This window comes from Pseudomonas sp. 31-12, assembly GCF_003151075.1.
Taxonomy (GTDB): domain Bacteria; phylum Pseudomonadota; class Gammaproteobacteria; order Pseudomonadales; family Pseudomonadaceae; genus Aquipseudomonas.
In genome coordinates this window covers 4,574,463-4,592,338 of record NZ_CP029482.1, presented here as the reverse complement: position 1 = coordinate 4,592,338, position 17,876 = coordinate 4,574,463, and the positions used below count along the sequence as shown (strand labels likewise).

Here is a 17,876-nt window from a genome sequence, read left to right as displayed (position 1 = left end):
GACATGTCAGCCGTTCGCAGCAAGATTTGTGGGATTACCCGCATAGAAGATGCGTTGGCGGCGGTCGAGGCCGGGGCGGATGCCATCGGTTTTGTGTTTTACGCCAAGAGCCCGCGGGCGGTGACGTTCCAGCAGGCGCGCGAGATTATCAAGGCGCTGCCGCCGTTCGTGACCACCGTGGGGTTGTTCGTCAACACCAGCCGCTGCGAATTGGGCGAACTGCTCGACGCCGTGCCGCTGGACCTGTTGCAGTTTCATGGCGACGAAACCGCGGCCGACTGTGAAGGCTGGCACCGCCCGTACATCAAGGCATTGCGGGTCAAGGCCGGCGACGACATCGCGGCGGCATGCAATGCGTTTCCAGGTGCCAGCGGTATTCTGCTCGATGCTTATGTTGAAGGCATTCCCGGCGGAACCGGTGAAGCGTTCGACTGGTCTCTGATACCGCAAGGCTTGAGCAAACCGATCATCCTCGCTGGTGGCCTGACCCCGGATAACGTGGCTGAGGCAATCGCCCGGGTCCGGCCTTACGCGGTGGACGTCAGCGGTGGGGTAGAGGCGAGCAAGGGCATCAAGGATCACGCAAAGATTCAGGCATTCATCAAGGCGGTACGCAGTAGCACGTAGTTGATGTGACGGCTGGCAGACTGCCGCCGTCCCAAAATGCACTGCGCTGCACAAAGCAGGCACGGCTGAGGATTGAGGGGTTGTACGCCGGTCACGTTCACTGACCCGGCAATCGATCGATCATCGCCACACACATGAATTTAGCTCAAGGGCATACGCGGGGCTGCGAACCAGAGCGTTCGGGCCGCCGGTACTGGAGAAAGAAAGCATGAGCAACTGGTTAGTAGACAAACTGATCCCTTCGATCATGCGTTCCGAGGTCAAGAAGAGCTCGGTGCCTGAAGGTCTGTGGCACAAATGCCCGTCTTGCGAGGCTGTGCTGTATCGTCCGGAGCTGGAAAAGACCCTGGACGTTTGCCCCAAGTGCAACCACCACATGCGTATCGGCGCCCGCGCGCGCATCGACATTTTCCTCGACGCTGAAGGCCGTGCCGAACTGGGCGCAGACCTGGAGCCGGTTGACCGTCTGAAATTCCGCGACGGCAAGAAGTACAAGGATCGCCTGACCGCTGCTCAGAAGCAGACCGGCGAAAAAGACGCACTGATCTCCATGAGCGGTACCTTGCTGGGCATGCCGGTGGTGGTTTCTGCCTTCGAATTCTCCTTCATGGGTGGTTCGATGGGCGCCATCGTTGGTGAGCGTTTTGTCCGCGCCGCCAACTACGCGCTGGAAAACCGTTGCCCGATGATCTGCTTCGCCGCCTCCGGTGGTGCGCGGATGCAGGAAGCCCTGATCTCCCTGATGCAAATGGCCAAGACCTCCGCGGTACTGGCGCGTCTGCGTGAAGAAGGCATTCCGTTCATCTCCGTGCTCACCGACCCGGTCTACGGTGGTGTTTCCGCCAGTCTGGCGATGCTGGGCGACGTGATTGTCGGTGAGCCTAAAGCCCTGATCGGCTTTGCCGGTCCGCGCGTGATCGAGCAAACCGTGCGTGAAAAACTGCCGGAAGGCTTCCAGCGCAGTGAGTTCCTGCTGGAACACGGCGCGATCGACATGATCATTCACCGCCAGGAACTGCGTCCACGCCTGGGCAACCTGCTGGCACAAATGATGGGCCTGCCAACGCCGACATTCGTTGCCGCACCTATCGAACCGATCGTGGTTCCACCGGTACCTGCCAACATATGACCGAACGTACCCTTGGCGAGTGGCTCGCCTACCTTGAGCAGTTGCACCCTTCGGCCATCGACATGGGCCTTGAGCGCTCGCAACAGGTAGCGTCCCGCATGGGACTGGGCAAGCCGGCGCCTCGGGTGATCACGGTCACCGGCACCAACGGCAAGGGTTCGACCTGCGCATTCGTGGCTTCGTTGCTGCGGGCGCAGGGCCTGAACGTTGGTGTCTACAACTCTCCGCACCTGCTGCGTTACAACGAGCGGGTGCAGGTCAACGGCGTCGAAGCGACTGACGCCGCGCTATGCGAAGCCTTTACTGCGGTCGAGGCGGGCCGTGGCGACACGTCCCTGACGTACTTCGAAATGGGCACCCTGGCGGCGTTCTGGCTGTTTCAACAGGCAAGGCTTGATGCCGTGGTGCTGGAAGTAGGCCTGGGCGGGCGTCTGGACACGGTCAACGTGGTCGATGCCGACATGGCGCTGGTCACCAGCATCGGTGTCGATCACGCCGATTATCTGGGCGATACCCGTGAATCCGTGGCTTTCGAGAAAGCCGGCATCTTCCGCCAGGGCGCGCCCGCGCTCTGTGGCGACCTGAATCCTCCGCAACCCCTGCTGGATAAAGCGCGCGAGCTGGCTTGCCCGTTTTTCCTGCGTGGGCGCGATTTTGACCTCGGTGTCACTGATCACAACTGGCAGTGGCGCGGTGTAGACGCTCAAGGGCGTGTGGTTGAGTTACACGACCTGCCGCTGCTCGATCTGCCGATGGAAAACGCTGCGCTGGCCTTGCAGGCTTACCTGTTGCTCGGGTTGCCGTGGGTGGGTGCGCAAATTATTGAGGCCCTGACAGCGACGCGGGTGGTCGGTCGTCTCGATCGCCGTCAATTCGACTGGCAGGGCAAGCGCCTGAACCTGTTGCTGGATGTGGGTCATAACCCGCACGCGGCCGAGTATCTGGCGCGCCGTCTGGCCAGCCGTCCACCGGTCGGCAAGCGCCTGGCGGTGTTCGGATTGTTGGCGGACAAGGATCTGGATGGTGTTGTCAGTGAATTGAATGCTAGTGTCCAGCAATGGGCTGTCGCGCCGCTGGATTCACCGCGTGCGCGCCCGGTTGCCGATTTGCAGGCGGCGTTGCAGAACCTTGGCGCTGCGGTAACGTCCTATGACAGTGTGGCCGCCGCTCTGGAAGGGCAGTGTGCACTGGCGACGAGCGACGACGAGATTCTGTTGTTCGGATCATTTTATTGTGTTGCCGAGGCCCTTGAATGGCTGGCCCGGCGCTCCACGGAGGAAGCGGCAAATGGCATTGCTGGATAAGGCATACAAACAGCGCATGGTTGGCGCCCTGGTTCTGGTGGCGCTGGCGGTGATTTTTCTGCCGATGCTGTTTTCCCGACAGGATGAGCAACGTCAAGTGACGGTCGAAGCTCCGACTGCCCCGCAAGCACCGTCGGTGCCGCAAGTGCAGGTCGAGCCGGTGGTCGTGCCTGAGCCGCAAGCGCTGCCTCAAGAACCTGTGCCGAGTGATGATGAAATTGCTCAGCAAGAAGCCGCGCCGTCGGCGCCGATTGCACCCGCAGCACCGAGTGCACCAGTGACACCAGCACCAGTCGCCAAGCCGGCCGCGCCAGCTCCCGTGCCTGCTTTGGCAGCCAAGCCTGCAACAGCGCCGTCTCAGCCAATTTCTGCCGCACCGGGCAAACCTGATACGACTCAAAGCCGCGTCGATGCCAATGGCCTGTCGGTCAGCTGGTCAGTGCAACTGGCCAGCCTGTCGAGCCGTGCCAGTGCCGAAAGCCTGCAAAAAGACCTGCGCAGTCAGGGCTATAACGCCTACATCCGTACGGCCGACGGCAAGAATCGGGTGTTTGTCGGGCCGCTGATCGAGCGCGCCGAGGCCGACCGTCTGCGTGACTTGTTGGGCCGTCAGAAGAACCTCAAGGGCTTTGTGGTGCGTTTCCAGCCTGAGCGTAACTAAAAACTATCGCCCCGATTTGAAATGCACTGACAATCGCAGCTTACCGATAGCCATGGGCTCTGCTAAAATGCGCCGCCTTATCCGTCTGTAGGCTGCACTGTGCCATTTACCTGGGTTGACTGGGCGATCGTTGCAATCGTCGCCATCTCCGCATTGATCAGTCTGAGCCGCGGCTTCGTCAAAGAAGCATTATCGCTGGTGACCTGGATCATTGCAGGAGTCGTCGCCTGGATGTTCGGTGGTGCATTGTCCGAGTACCTCGCCGGATACATCGAAACGCCATCGGCTCGTGTGATCACGGGCTGTGCCATCATGTTTGTCGCCACGTTAATCGTAGGCGCAATGATCAATTATCTTATCGGCGAGTTGGTTCGTGTCACCGGGTTGTCCGGGACCGATCGATTCCTCGGCATGGCCTTCGGCGCTGCGCGTGGCGTGTTGCTGGTGGTCGTGGCAGTCGGGCTGTTGAGCCTGGGGCCGGTACAGCAGGACGGGTGGTGGCAACAGTCACAGCTCGTGCCAAAATTTCTATTGGTCGCAGACTGGTCCAAAAACCTGATCCTCGGGTGGAGCAGTCAGTGGCTTGCCAGCGGTATCAGCGTACCCGCTGAGATACCGTTCAAGGAGCACCTCTTGCCGATGGCCAAAACGCCTCAGTGAGTTGTGTTCAGTTCAGATCCATTAAGTAGGGGTTGCGTCGCATGTGTGGCATCGTCGGTATCGTCGGTAAGTCGAACGTCAATCAGGCGCTGTATGACGCGCTAACCGTCCTCCAGCACCGCGGCCAGGACGCTGCCGGTATCGTGACCAGCCATGATGGCCGGTTATTCCTGCGCAAGGACAATGGCCTGGTGCGTGATGTGTTTCATCAGCGTCACATGCAGCGCCTGGTCGGCCACATGGGCATTGGCCATGTGCGTTACCCGACCGCGGGCAGCTCGACTTCGGCCGAAGCCCAACCGTTTTACGTCAACTCGCCTTACGGCATTACCTTGGCGCACAACGGTAACCTGACCAACGTTGAACAGCTGGCCAAGGAGATTTACGAATCTGACCTGCGCCACGTCAACACCAATTCCGATTCGGAAGTGCTGCTCAACGTGTTCGCACATGAACTGGCCCAGCGCGGCAAGTTGCAGCCAACCGAAGAAGACGTGTTTGCGGCCGTCACTGACGTGCACAACCGCTGCGTCGGTGGTTACGCGGTCGTAGCGATGGTGACCGGCTACGGCATCGTCGGTTTCCGCGACCCGCACGGCATCCGTCCGATCGTCTTCGGTCAGCGTCACACCGACGAAGGCGTCGAGTACATGATCGCCTCCGAAAGCGTGTCCCTGGACGTGCTCGGTTTCACCCTGATTCGTGACCTGGCACCGGGCGAAGCGGTCTACATCACTGAAGACGGCAAGCTGCACACCCGTCAGTGCGCGACCAACCCGTCCCTGACGCCGTGCATCTTCGAACACGTCTACCTGGCGCGTCCGGACTCGATCATCGACGGCGTGTCGGTCTACAAGGCCCGTCTGCGCATGGGTGAGAAACTCGCCGAGAAGATTCTGCGCGAGCGTCCGGAGCACGACATCGACGTGGTCATCCCGATTCCGGACACCAGCCGCACTGCGGCCCTGGAGCTGGCGAACCACTTGGGCGTCAAGTTCCGCGAAGGCTTCGTGAAGAACCGCTACATCGGCCGGACCTTCATCATGCCGGGCCAGGCCGCACGGAAAAAATCCGTACGCCAGAAGCTCAACGCCATCGAACTGGAATTCCGCGGCAAGAACGTGATGCTGGTGGACGACTCGATCGTTCGCGGCACCACGTGCAAGCAGATCATCCAGATGGCCCGTGAAGCCGGCGCGAAAAACGTCTACTTCTGCTCCGCAGCCCCGGCCGTTCGCTACCCGAACGTCTACGGCATCGACATGCCAAGCGCTCACGAGCTGATCGCCCACAACCGTTCGACCCAGGACGTGGCTGACCTGATCGGCGCCGACTGGCTGATCTATCAGGATTTGCCTGACTTGATCGAAGCAGTCGGTGGCGGCAAGATCAAGATCGACAAGTTCGATTGCGCGGTGTTCGACGGCCAGTACGTCACCGGCGACGTCGATGAGGCTTACCTGAACAAGATCGAGCAGGCACGCAACGATGCCTCCAAGGTCAAGACGCAGGCAGTCAGTGCGATCATCGATCTGTATAACAACTGAGTAACTACCGGCCCTGAGGGGCCGGTTTTGTATCTACTGATTAGCTCTCCAAATCGAGAGCAGGGCAAGGAGTGACAGCATGAGTCAGGATTGGGATGCCGGTCGGCTGGACAGCGACCTCGAAGGCGTAGCGTTCGATACCCTGGCCGTACGCGCCGGTCAGCACCGCACGCCGGAAGGCGAACACGGTGATCCGATGTTCTTCACTTCCAGCTATGTATTCCGTACCGCTGCCGATGCGGCGGCACGCTTTGCCGGTGAAGTACCGGGCAATGTTTACTCGCGCTATACCAACCCGACCGTGCGCGCGTTCGAAGAACGCATTGCCGCGCTGGAAAGTGCCGAGCAAGCGGTGGCCACGGCCACCGGCATGGCGGCGATCATGGCGGTGGTGATGAGCCTGTGCAGCGCCGGCGACCATGTTTTGGTGTCGCGCAGCGTGTTCGGCTCGACCATCAGCCTGTTCGAAAAATACTTCAAGCGCTTCGGCATCGAAGTCGATTACGTGCCTCTGGCGGACTTGTCCGGCTGGGACGCGGCGATCAAGGCCAACACCAAGTTGCTGTTCGTCGAGTCGCCTTCCAATCCGTTGGCCGAACTGGTGGACATTGCCGAGCTGGCGAAAATCGCTCACGCCAAAGGCGCGATGCTGGTAGTCGACAACTGCTTCTGCACCCCGGCGTTGCAACAGCCGCTGAAGATGGGCGCGGACATCGTCGTGCACTCGGCGACCAAATTCATCGACGGCCAGGGCCGTTGCATGGGCGGCGTTGTTGCCGGTCGCAGCGAGCAGATGAAAGAAGTCGTCGGCTTCCTGCGTACCGCCGGGCCGACCCTGAGCCCATTCAACGCCTGGATCTTCCTCAAGGGCCTCGAAACCCTGAGCCTGCGCATGAAGGCGCATTGCGCCAACGCCCAGCAACTGGCCGAGTGGCTGGAGCAGCAGGACGGTATCGAAAAAGTCCATTACGCCGGCCTCAAGAGCCATCCGCAGCACGAACTGGCCCTGCGTCAGCAGAAAGGTTTCGGCGCCGTGGTGAGTTTCGAGGTCAAGGGCGGCAAAGAGGGCGCGTGGCGCTTTATCGACGCGACTCGCCTGATTTCGATCACCGCCAACCTGGGCGACAGCAAAACCACCATCACGCACCCGAGCACCACCTCCCACGGCCGTCTGGCGCCGCAAGAGCGTGAAGCGGCGGGCATTCGTGACAGCCTGATCCGCATCGCGGTCGGTCTGGAAGACGTGGCTGATCTGCAAGCCGATCTGGCGCGCGGGTTGGCTGCCTTGTGATCGAGTTGTCGACGCCAGGCACCGGCACCCATGGCCGCGTTGCACTGGTCACCGGTGCCGCGCGCGGCATCGGGCTCGGTATTGCGGCTTGGCTGATCAGCGAAGGCTGGCAGGTGGTGCTGACCGACCTCGATCGAGAACGCGGTTCGAAAGTGACGAAGGTGCTGGGCGCAAACGCCTGGTTCATCGCCATGGACGTCTCGAACGAGGGGCAAGTGGCGCTGGGCGTCGCCGAGGTGCTTGGGCAATTCGGACGTCTGGATGCGCTGGTGTGCAACGCGGCGGTGGCCGACCCGCACAACATCACCCTGGAAAGCCTCGATCTGGCTTACTGGAATCGGGTGTTGGCGGTCAATCTCAGTGGGCCGATGCTGTTGGCCAAACACTGTGCGCCGTATCTGCGCGCTCACAGCGGTGCGATCGTCAACCTGGCCTCGACCCGCGCTGCGCAGTCCGAGCCGGACACAGAGGCTTATGCGGCGAGCAAGGGCGGTCTGTTGGCCCTGACTCATGCCTTGGCGATTAGCCTTGGGCCGGAAATTCGCGTCAATGCGGTCAGCCCCGGCTGGATCGATGCGCGTGATCCGGCGGCACGTCGTGCCGAACCTCTGACCGATGCCGACCATGCGCAGCATCCGGCGGGCAGGGTAGGGACCGTCGAGGACGTCGCGGCGATGGTGGCGTGGCTGCTGTCGAAGAATGCCGGTTTCGTCACGGGCCAGGAGTTTGTGGTCGACGGCGGCATGACCAAGAAGATGATTTACAGCGAGTAATCCGGCGGCGACCTGGCCAGCATTTGTGTTGGGTGTGCCGCCGCCTTCGCGAGCAAGCCCGCTCCTACAGTTGATTGTCAGTGAACACAGATTATGTGTACGACGCAAAATCACTGTGGGAGCGGGCTTGCTCGCGAAAGCGGTGTGACTGCATAAGCGTGATGGTGGCGGTTGGCAACGCCTTGCGGAATGACACGATTCTGTCTTTTTTAGAAAAACTTCAATCCTGCTATTGACTTAGGTTCGCTACCTGCGTAAATTTCGCGGCCTCGGAGATGCAAACGGGTGATTAGCTCAGCTGGGAGAGCGTCTGCCTTACAAGCAGAATGTCGGCGGTTCGATCCCGTCATCACCCACCACTTCCGAGAGTCTTGCGAAAGCAAGATGGAAGCTTTTAAAAGCCTCCACCGACGCGCAGCGGTAGTTCAGTCGGTTAGAATACCGGCCTGTCACGCCGGGGGTCGCGGGTTCGAGTCCCGTCCGCTGCGCCATATTTTCCGAGTCAGATTTATCTGGTTCGAGATTGAGAAGCTTCTGAGTTTTCAATCAGACGAGTTACTTGGGCGAAAGTCCAAAGCGATACGCAGCGGTAGTTCAGTCGGTTAGAATACCGGCCTGTCACGCCGGGGGTCGCGGGTTCGAGTCCCGTCCGCTGCGCCATATCTGCCTCAAGGCCCGCTGAACGCCTTGGAGCTACGAAGAAAGCCGCTGGCTGTCTTCGAGTCGATAGCAAGGACCCTGGTCGAAAGACCGGGGTTTTTTGTGTCTGCGATTTGGCTTTTCCTCCGTCCACACCCTCCCAATCGAACCTTTCTGCTCATCCGATGCATAAAGCGCTTCCTTCATACGCCCGACATTAATTAGAATCACTCTCATTTACGATAACTCCTTGGCACAGGGCTTCTTGAAATGAGCGATGCAGCGATGCCGGAGGAGCAAACCTTCCACGATTTGTACCGCGACCATCGCGGCTGGCTCGAAAGCTGGTTGAGACGACGCATGAGCAATGGTCATGATGCAGCGGACCTGAGCCAGGATACGTTCGTGCGCTTGCTCGCCAGCTCCCAGCGCATCGCTGACCTTCAAGAACCCCGCGCCTACCTGGCGACCGTGGGCAAACGGTTGCTGACCAACTTCTACAAACGCCGCAGCCTCGAGCAGGCTTACCTCAATGCACTGGCGTTGCTGCCGGAAGACTGCGTGCCATCCCCCGAACAGCGCTGGATCCTGCTGGAAACCCTGCAAGCCCTCGACGAACTGCTTGATGGATTGCCGACTCCGGTGCGACGGGCGTTTCTCTGGAGCCAACTGGAAGGCCTGGGTTATCAAGACATCGCCGAGCGACTGCAAGTCTCGGAGCGCACGATCAAGCGCTACATGGCCCAGGCTTACGAACACTGCCTGCTGGTGGACCTGTGATCGGTTCAGCCCCTTCGGCCGACGCCCGCCAAGTCATCCGGGCTGCCGCACGGTGGCTGGCGCTCATGGAATCGGGCACCGCCAATGAGCGCGACCGAGCCGAATTGCAGAACTGGCGCGACAGCCATTCCAGCCACGAGCAGGCCTGGCAAAAAGCGCAACTCTTGCGCCAGCGCTTCACCGACCTGCCGTCAGCACTGGCGATGGCCAGTCTGGATCGGCCGCAACCAAGCCGACGCGCAGTACTCAAGCGCGCCGTCGGAGCGGTCGCGTTGGTGCCGGCTGCCTGGCTGATCAATCGGCAATTGCCTCTGGACGTCTGGGGCGCCGATCTGCGCACAGCGACCGGGGAGGGAAAGAAAGTCCAGTTGGCCGATGGCAGCTCGCTGCAATTGAACACCGCCAGTGCCGTCGATATCGATCTGAACAACCGGCTACTGAAGCTTGTGGAAGGCGAAATAGCCCTGAAAGTCCCCGGCACTTCGCCGCTGACGATCCAGACCCATTTCGGCCAAGTGGTCGTCAGTCAAAGCGAAGTCTGTGTTCGTCAGTGGCAGACGGGTTGCAGAGTGTCTGTGCTTAACGGCTCCGTGCAGTTGCAGCCGTTGCACGGACCGGTCTTCTCGTTGCGCGCCGGCCAGCAAGTCAGCCTTCAGGTCGCGGGTGCCGGTGCCGTGGAGCCCTTCGACGTGCTCGCCCCAGGTTGGCGTGACGGTGTGCTGATGGCGCAGAACCAGCCGCTGGGGGATTTCCTGCGCGAACTCAGCACTTATCGTCCAGGCGTGTTGCGCTGGGAACCGGAACTGGAATCCCTGCGCGTCACTGGCAGTTTTCGCCTGGAAGACACCGACCGTATCCTCGCGTTGCTGGCGGCCAGCCTGCCGCTGGAGGTGCATTCGCGTACGCGTTATTGGGTGACGCTGCTGCCGCGCAAAAATAGTGTTTGAAGTGTGTCCCCTTTTTTCGCGTCGCTTGTCATTCAAGGCAAGTGAACGAAATAAGAGAGCTTCTTCAATGCCCGCAGTGTTCCCATCGAGTCCGCGTCTGGCTTCATCCCGCCTGCGCCCGTTAATGCACTTGAGCCTGTTGCTGAGCCTCAGTGCCTGTCCGTTGTTCATCGCTGCCAGTTGGGCCGAAGACGCGCCTCGACGCAGTTATCAGGTGCCGGCAGGCAGCCTCAGCGCAGCATTGACCCGTTTCGCCGGTCTGGCGGGCGTCAACCTCTCGGTTGACCCGGCGTTGGTGAGCGGTCGCAACAGTCCCGGTCTTTCCGGCGAGTTCGCCGTGGAGGAGGGCTTCGCCCGGCTGTTACAGGGTTCCGGCCTGCAACTGCAGCCGGTAGGCGAACAGGCCTATATCCTGACCCCGGCGCCAGAAGGCAGCGGCCTGCAACTGGGTGCCACCTCGATTCTCGGCTCCATCGACCCGGTAAACGGCGATCCGTATGCCGGCGGCCAGGTCGCACGTCGCGGTTCGCAAGGCTTGCTCGGCTCCAAGGACTTCATGGAAACGCCGTTTAGCATGACCACCTACACCAGTGAAGTGGTGAAGAACCAGCAGGCGCGGACCTTGGGCGACCTGATCGCCAACGATCCGTCGGTTCGCGCCACCAACCCGGCGGGTGGGCGCTACGAGCAGTTCACCATTCGCGGCCTCAGCCTGTTCAACAGTGATGTTGCCTACAACGGTCTCTACGGCATCCTGCCGACCTACACGATTGACATGGAAATGGCCGATCGCGTCGACGTGCTCAAGGGGCCGAGCCAGCTGATCAACGGCATCTCGCCGCGGGGCAGCGTAGGCGGCGGGATAAACGTGGTGCCCAAGCGCGCCACCGACAAACCGATCACTTCGTTCACCGGCAGCTACGCGTCCGACAGCCAGGTCGGTGGTGCCGTGGATGTCGGCCGGCGTTTTGGTGAAGACAACAAATTCGGTATTCGCTTCAACGGCGTCAAACAGTCCGGCGACACCGAATGGGATCAACAGAATGTCGACCGCGAGATGGCCGTACTCGGCCTGGATTTTCGCGGTGAACGCCTGCGACTCTCGACGGACATCGGGCGCACCGAGCGTGACACCGACGCCCCGCAGGAACGCGTGCAGGTGAACGCCAACGCGCAGGTTCCGCGGGCCAGCGATGTGCGCCACAACTATGCGCAACCCTGGAGCAAGGCGAGCACCAACGACACCTTCGGCACGGTGAACGGTGAGTTCGATGTCAGTGATTCCGTCATGCTGTACGGCGGAGTTGGTGCGCGCAAAAGCAACCATGACTTCCTCCGGCATGCCGTTGCAGTCACCAATGACCGGGGCGATTTCAGCGTGCAGCCGCGTGATTTTACTCGCGACGAAAATGTGCGGACGGCCACGGCCGGGGTGCGCAACTGGTTCCACACCGGTCCGGTGAGCCACGAGGTCAACCTGGCCGCCAGCTACTTCTACATGGACTTCGAAAATGGCGGCGCGCGTTACGCGGCGGCGCCGAGCAACCTCTACAATCCGGTGGAAACACCGACACCGGTCAGACCGACGCGACAGGATCCGAAGGTCTATACCGAAAACCGCTTCAGCGGCGTGGCGTTGTCCGACACCCTGGGTTTCTTCGATGACCAGCTGTTGCTGACCCTCGGCGCGCGCTGGCAGCGGGTCAAGGTTGACGACTGGTCGGATAACATCAAAGGCGACACCGCCTACGATGAGGAAAAGGTTTCGCCATCAGGCGGCATCCTGTTCAAGGCCACCGATAAGCTGTCGCTCTACGCCAACTACATGGAAGGCCTGAGCCAGGGCAAGATCGCGCCGTCGACCTCGATCAACGAAGACGAGATTTTCCCGCCGTTCATCAGCCGCCAGGTCGAGGTCGGCGCCAAGTATGACGCCGGTGCTTTCGCGGTGACCGCCGCAGTGTTCCGGATCAAGCAGCCGGCCTATGAGACCAACGCCACGACACGCGTCTTCGGCCCGAACGGCAAGCGTGAAAACACAGGTGTGGAGTTGAGTGTGTTCGGTGAGCCGCTCGACGGTTTCCGCCTGCTCGGCGGTGTCATGTACATCGACAGCGAGCTGACCAACACCACCAATGGCACTTTCGACGGCAACCGGGCGCCGGCCACGCCGAAATACAACGTCAACCTCGGCGCCGAGTGGGACGTGCCGACTGTTCAGGGCCTGACCCTCACCAGCCGCGGCCTCTATTCCAGCTCGCAATATCTGGATCAGTCCAACAACAAGGAAATCGATTCCTGGGAGCGTTTCGACGTGGGCGCACGCTACGCGTTCAAGGTCGAGGAAAAGAACATCACATTGCGCGCCAATATCGAGAACGTGGCGGACAAGCGCTATTGGAGTTCGGCCGGGGCGTCGGATGACAGCGAGCCAGGGTTGACGCTGTCGACGCCTCGGACCTATCTGCTTTCGGCGACGGTGGACTTCTGACGGCATCTCATTGGCTGACATGACGCCATCGCGGGCAAGCCCGCTCCCACAGTGATCTGTGTTGTTTCACACATTGAGTGAACACCAAGAACCCTGTGGGAGCGGGCTTGCCCGCGATGGCGGCATAGGCAGCGCCGCAAAACTCAGCCCTGTAAATACACCGCATGGGTATGCGTGTACTCGTAAAGCCCATGCTTGCCATCCGCACCACCAATCCCGGATTTACGCACCCCGGCATGGAAGCCCTGCATGGCTTCGAAGTTCTCCCGGTTGACGTAAGTCTCGCCAAAATCCAGCTCGCGCATCGCCTGCATGGTTTTACTCAAGTCGCGGGTGTAGATCGATGAAGTCAGGCCATAGTCGCAATCGTTGGCCAGGGCGATGGCTTCGTCGAGGTCATCGACGATCTGGATCGGCAGCACCGGGCCGAAAATCTCCTCGCGCATGATTTCCATATCGGCGCTGCAACCCGCCAACACCGTGGGCTGGAAGTGGAAGCCATTTGGTAGATCGGCAATTTGCCCGCCACTGATCAAACTTGCGCCCTGACTCAACGCCGTACGGACTTTGCGGTTGACGCTGTCCAGGCCCTGACGGTTGATCAACGGGCCCATTTCTACGTCCGGCCGGGCAATCGGATCACCGTAACGGGTCGCGCTCATCGCCGCAGAAATGCGTTCGATAAACTGATCGGCGACCTTACGCTCGACGTATACCCGTTCGGCGCAATTGCACACCTGGCCGCTGTTGATGATCCGCGAATCGCGAATGGCTTTCACCGCCAGATCGAGGTCGGCATCCGCCAGCACAATGGCCGGCGCCTTGCCGCCCAGCTCCAGGTTGAGCTTGGTGATGTTCGGTGCAGCGGCGGCCATGATTCGCGAGCCGGTGTCGACGCTGCCGGTGAAGCTGATCATGTCCACACCCTTGTGCGCACTGAGCGCCGCGCCCACTCGGCCATCGCCGCAGACCACATTGAACACACCGGGCGGCAGATCGGTTTCGGCGACGAGCCGGGCGAATTCGAAGCAGTTGTTCGGCGTTTCTTCGCTGGGTTTGATAACGATGGTGTTGCCGGTCAGCAGGGCTGGGGCCATCTTGCGGGCGATCAGGAAGAACGGGAAATTCCACGGCAGAATCCCGGCGACCACGCCCAGCGGTTTGCGGAACAGAAAGATATTTTCGTTCTGGCGGTCGCTGGTGATGATTTCGCCTTCAATGCGTCGGGCCCACTCGGCCATGTAGTCGAGGTAATCGGCGGTGAAATTGACCTCGACCTCTGCGAGGCCGCTGACCTTGCCTTGTTCCAGGGTAATGGTGCGCGCCAGGTACTGGACGTTCTCCCGCAGCTTGGCGGCGATGCGGCGCAGATGCCCGGCGCGTTCAATCGCCGGTTTGCGTGACCAGTCTTTTTGCGCAGCACGCGCGGCGGCGAGGGCGCGGTCGACGTCTTCGGCTGTCGAGGCCGGGACTTTCGACAGCGCGACGCCGGTGGCCGGGTTGATCACATCGAGGTGGGCAGCACTGGCCACAAACTGGCCGTTGATGAAGTTTTCGTAGACAGGCACGGACGACATGGGACGACTCCTTGGCTGATCAATAGGTGCGCGACGGCGCGTACTCGGTGGCCGGTGTGCGATAGCGCGCGAGGGTGGTCATGGCGCTCTGGCGCAGCAAGCTGATGTCGATGGCCACCGCAATGAACTGGCAACCCCAACTCTGATAGCGGCGCGCGTCTTCTTCGTTCGGCGCGAGAATGCCGCAGGCCTTGCCGGCCGCGAGCGTTGCGTGCACCGCGTGTTGGATGCGTTCTTGAACCTCAGGATGACCCGGGTTGCCGGCATGGCCGAGGCCGATGGACAAATCCGCCGGGCCGATAAACACCGCGTCCACGCCTTCGACAGCGGCGATTGCTTCGACGTTTTCCACACCCGTGCGCGATTCCACCTGCACGATCAGGCACGCCTGCTCATGGGCGGTGTTCAGGTAATCCGGCACGCCGTCCCAGCGCGTGGCGCGGGTCAGGCCGCCGCCGACGCCACGAATGCCATGCGGCGGATAACGCATGGCGCGCACCAGCGCGGCCGCTTGTTCGGCGGTTTCGACCATCGGGATCATCAGCGTTTGCGCGCCGATATCCAGCAGTTGCTTGATCAGATTGGCATCGCCCGTCACTGCACGCACGACGGGCGCGGTGGAGTAGGGCGCCACCGCCTGCAATTGCGCGAGTACGCCGGGCACGGTGTTCGGCGCATGTTCACCATCGATCAACATCCAGTCATAACCGGTAGTGGCGACGATTTCGGCGGCATAGCCGGTGGCGAAACCGGCCCAGATGCCGTACTGGGTCGCCGGATTTTTCAGCGCGGCCTTGAAAGCGTTGTGAGGCATGTTCATGACGGGGTCCTTTCTCAGCGGTTATACGGCCGATGCAGTTGGCATTCCGGGTTGAGCGTCACGCCGAAACCTGGCTGGTCGAGTGCCGACAGGCGCATGCGACCGTTCACCGGCACCGGTTCGCCGAGCAATTGCGGGTGGAACATCGGCACCACTTCATCCGCTTTCGGCGCCATCATCAGGAACTCGGCGAACGGGCTGTTATGTCGGGTGGCGACGAAGTGATAGCTGTAGACCGACGAGCCGTGAGGAATGACCAGAGCGTTGTGGGCGTCGGCCAGAGCCGAGATCTTCACCAGTTCGGTGATGCCGCCGCACCAGCCAACGTCCGGCTGGATGATGTCGCAGCAATCCATTTCCAGGAGCATGCGGAAGCCCCAACGGGTGGCTTCGTGTTCGCCGGTGGTCACCAGCATGCCTTTGGGCACGTTGTTGCGCAGGGCCGCGTAACCCCAGTAATCGTCCGGCGGCAGGGCTTCTTCGATCCACTTCAAACCGTATTCGTGGGCGCCGACCGCCAGTTTGGTGGCGTAGTTGAGGTCCAGGCTCATCCAGCAATCGAGCATCAGCCAGAAGTCCGGGCCGACCCGTTCCCGCATGGTGGCCAACTCTTCGAGGTTCTTGCGCAGGCCTTCCTCACCTTCGGCCGGGCCGTGGTGCAGCGGCATCTTGCCGCCGATGAAACCCATTTTCTGCGCCAGATCCGGACGGGCGCCGGTGGCGTAGAACTGCAATTCGTCGCGCACCGCACCGCCGAGCAATTGATGCACTGGCTCTTTGCGGATCTTGCCAAGCAAGTCCCACAGCGCCAGGTCGACGCCGGAGATCGTGTTGATGACGATGCCTTTGCGCCCGTAATACAACGTCGATTGGTACATCTGGTCCCAGATTTTTTCGATATCGGTGACCCGCGCACCTTCCAGGAATCGCGCCAAGTGTTTTTCGACGATATACGCGGCAGGCTCGCCACCGGTTGTCACGGCAAAACCGACCGTGCCGTCGCTGGCTTCGATCTCGACCACCAGTGTCCCGAGCACGTTGATGCCGAAAGTGCGGCGGCTCTGGCGGTACTCTGGGTATTTGCTCATCGGCGTAGCGATGTGATCGTCGATCCAGTGGCCGTCCGCCTGATCGTGATAATCCGCGCCGCCGCCTCGCAGGGTGAAGGCGCGGACGTGTTTGATGGTTGGAATGCCCATGGTGTGACTCCTCAGGTTTAAACGGTGGCCGGTGTACTGGAAGGCTTCTGGACGGGTGAGCGGATACCCAGCACCAGCAACGCGGCGATGACAGTGGTGCCGGCCAGCACGTATAAACCGGCGGCCGGTGAATGGAAGGCGCCTTCGGCCCAGTTTTTCAGCACCGGGGCGATGAAGCCGCCGAGGGCGCCGAACGAGTTGATCAAGGCGATCCCGGCCGCCGCAGCGCTGCCGGCGAGGTAGCTGGAAGGGAAGGTCCAGAACACCGGTTGCACGGCGATGAAACCGGACGCGGCGAAGCACAGCGCGACGATGCCGAGGAACGGGCTTGCGAAGGTCACCGAGCAGGCGATCCCGGCTGCCGACATCAGCAAGGTCAGGCAGGCGGTGCGGCGCCGTTCGCCGGTGCGGTCGCTGTAACCGGGGATCAGGTACGCCGCGACGATCGCGCAGATCCACGGAATCGCCGTGACCAGTCCAACCATCAGGCCGACCTTGGTGCCCAACAATCCGCCGACCTGGGTGGGCAGATAGAACACCACGCCGTAGACGCTGGCCTGAATGAGCAGATAAATCAGGCACAGGTACAGCACCGACGGCTGGCACAGGACGTTGAGCAGGCTGCGGCCGTGGTTCTGTTTGTGGCTGTCTTCTTGATCGAGGATGCCTTGCACTTGCTGGCGCTCTTCAACCGTCAGCCACTTCGCATCGGCCGGGCGATTGTCCAGATACCAATAGGCCCAGACACCCACCGCCGTGGCCATCAGGCCTTCAACCGCGAACAGCCATTGCCAGCCGTGGACACCGGCAAATCCGTCCAGCTCCAGCAACAGACCGGACAGCGGGCTGCCGAAGATGAACGCCAGCGGCGCACCGAAGTAGAAGAAGCCCATGGCCTTGCCGCGCGCGGCGCTGGGGAACCAATAGGTGAGGTAGAGGATGACGCCGGGGAAGAATCCGGCTTCGGCCACGCCCAGCAAAAAGCGCAGGATGTAGAAGCTGGTTTCGGTGTGGGCGAAGACCATGGCGGCGGAGACCAGGCCCCAGGTGACCATGATCCGGCACATCCACAGCCGGGCGCCGACACGGTGCAGGATCAGATTGCTCGGCACTTCAAGCAGCGCATATCCGACGAAAAACACCCCGGCACCGAAGGCGAAGGCGGCGTCGCTGATATTGGTGTCGGCTTGAAAGGCTTGTTTGGCGAACCCGACGTTGGCGCGGTCGAGGAAGGCCATGATGTACATCAGCAGCAGGAAGGGCAGCAGCCGCCAGGAAATTTTGGCGAGCAGAGGCGCGGGTAGAGTCTTCATCGCAGTTTTCCTTTGGTAGGGCATTTGTTCTTATGGGAAAGACTGTACGGCCGTGGATCGATGCGTTACAAATCGAATCTAGCTCACAACTGATACCCTCAGGGTATCGATACGAAAG

15 protein-coding genes and 3 tRNA genes are annotated in these 17,876 nt (G+C 61.1%); 14 read left to right on the top strand and 4 right to left on the bottom strand.

The window, feature by feature from the left end:
- Positions 1-3: 3 nt before the first annotated feature.
- The 14 genes from DJ564_RS21740 (at position 4) to DJ564_RS21670 (ending at position 12,849) form a co-directional block, all read left to right on the top strand.
- On the top strand, positions 4-627 hold the full coding sequence (locus DJ564_RS21740; RefSeq protein WP_109633202.1) for a phosphoribosylanthranilate isomerase: 624 nt from the start codon (positions 4-6) through the stop codon (positions 625-627).
- A 208-nt stretch (positions 628-835) separates the two neighbouring features.
- A complete protein-coding gene (gene accD, locus DJ564_RS21735) occupies positions 836-1,756 on the top strand; it encodes an acetyl-CoA carboxylase, carboxyltransferase subunit beta (protein ID WP_109633201.1) in 921 nt (306 codons plus the stop codon).
- Positions 1,753-3,060 (top strand): bifunctional tetrahydrofolate synthase/dihydrofolate synthase, encoded by a 1,308-nt coding sequence (gene folC / locus DJ564_RS21730; RefSeq protein ID WP_109633199.1) that lies wholly within the window; start codon positions 1,753-1,755, stop codon positions 3,058-3,060. The genes accD and folC overlap by 4 nt, the downstream gene beginning before the upstream one ends.
- Positions 3,044-3,721: an SPOR domain-containing protein gene (locus DJ564_RS21725; protein WP_109633198.1), complete on the top strand. Its 678-nt coding sequence runs from the start codon at positions 3,044-3,046 to the stop codon at positions 3,719-3,721. The genes folC and DJ564_RS21725 overlap by 17 nt, the downstream gene beginning before the upstream one ends.
- Positions 3,722-3,820: 99 nt before the next feature.
- Positions 3,821-4,381, top strand: coding sequence for a CvpA family protein (locus DJ564_RS21720; protein ID WP_109633196.1), 561 nt, complete (start codon positions 3,821-3,823; stop codon positions 4,379-4,381).
- 41 nt (positions 4,382-4,422) lie between these two features.
- The gene (purF, locus tag DJ564_RS21715; protein WP_046026886.1) at positions 4,423-5,928 is read left to right on the top strand and encodes an amidophosphoribosyltransferase; all 1,506 of its coding nucleotides are present in this window, start codon (positions 4,423-4,425) and stop codon (positions 5,926-5,928) included.
- 79 nt (positions 5,929-6,007) lie between these two features.
- Positions 6,008-7,219 (top strand): O-succinylhomoserine sulfhydrylase, encoded by a 1,212-nt coding sequence (locus tag DJ564_RS21710; protein ID WP_010456020.1) that lies wholly within the window; start codon positions 6,008-6,010, stop codon positions 7,217-7,219.
- Complete coding sequence (locus DJ564_RS21705; protein WP_109633194.1) at positions 7,216-7,992, top strand: SDR family oxidoreductase; 777 nt, start codon at positions 7,216-7,218, stop codon at positions 7,990-7,992. Before DJ564_RS21710 ends, DJ564_RS21705 begins: the two co-directional genes overlap by 4 nt.
- 283 nt (positions 7,993-8,275) lie before the next feature.
- A tRNA-Val gene (locus tag DJ564_RS21700) sits at positions 8,276-8,351 on the top strand.
- 55 nt (positions 8,352-8,406) lie between these two features.
- Positions 8,407-8,483 (top strand) — tRNA-Asp (locus DJ564_RS21695).
- Between the two features lie 92 nt (positions 8,484-8,575).
- Positions 8,576-8,652, top strand: a tRNA-Asp gene (locus DJ564_RS21690).
- Positions 8,653-8,901: 249 nt separating this feature from the next.
- Positions 8,902-9,411, top strand: coding sequence for a sigma-70 family RNA polymerase sigma factor (locus DJ564_RS21680; protein WP_109633190.1), 510 nt, complete (start codon positions 8,902-8,904; stop codon positions 9,409-9,411).
- Positions 9,408-10,358 (top strand): FecR domain-containing protein, encoded by a 951-nt coding sequence (locus DJ564_RS21675; protein WP_109633188.1) that lies wholly within the window; start codon positions 9,408-9,410, stop codon positions 10,356-10,358. The genes DJ564_RS21680 and DJ564_RS21675 overlap by 4 nt, the downstream gene beginning before the upstream one ends.
- A 67-nt stretch (positions 10,359-10,425) precedes the next feature.
- Complete coding sequence (locus DJ564_RS21670) at positions 10,426-12,849, top strand: TonB-dependent receptor (RefSeq protein WP_109633186.1); 2,424 nt, start codon at positions 10,426-10,428, stop codon at positions 12,847-12,849.
- A 143-nt stretch (positions 12,850-12,992) separates the two neighbouring features.
- Here DJ564_RS21670 and aldA read toward each other — a convergent pair whose 3' ends face one another.
- The 4 genes from aldA to DJ564_RS21650 are packed head-to-tail and all read right to left on the bottom strand — an operon-like array spanning position 12,993 to position 17,758.
- Positions 12,993-14,426, bottom strand: coding sequence for an aldehyde dehydrogenase (gene aldA / locus DJ564_RS21665; RefSeq protein WP_109633183.1), 1,434 nt, complete (start codon positions 14,424-14,426; stop codon positions 12,993-12,995).
- Between the two features lie 19 nt (positions 14,427-14,445).
- A complete protein-coding gene (locus DJ564_RS21660) occupies positions 14,446-15,246 on the bottom strand; it encodes an aldolase/citrate lyase family protein (protein ID WP_109633180.1) in 801 nt (266 codons plus the stop codon).
- Between the two features lie 14 nt (positions 15,247-15,260).
- Positions 15,261-16,445 carry an L-rhamnonate dehydratase gene (gene rhmD / locus DJ564_RS21655; RefSeq protein WP_109633179.1) on the bottom strand — a complete coding sequence of 395 codons (1,185 nt, stop codon included), beginning with the start codon at positions 16,443-16,445 and terminating at the stop codon, positions 15,261-15,263.
- Positions 16,446-16,462: 17 nt separating this feature from the next.
- On the bottom strand, positions 16,463-17,758 hold the full coding sequence (locus DJ564_RS21650) for an MFS transporter (RefSeq protein WP_109633177.1): 1,296 nt from the start codon (positions 17,756-17,758) through the stop codon (positions 16,463-16,465).
- Between the last annotated feature and the right edge of the window lie 118 nt (positions 17,759-17,876).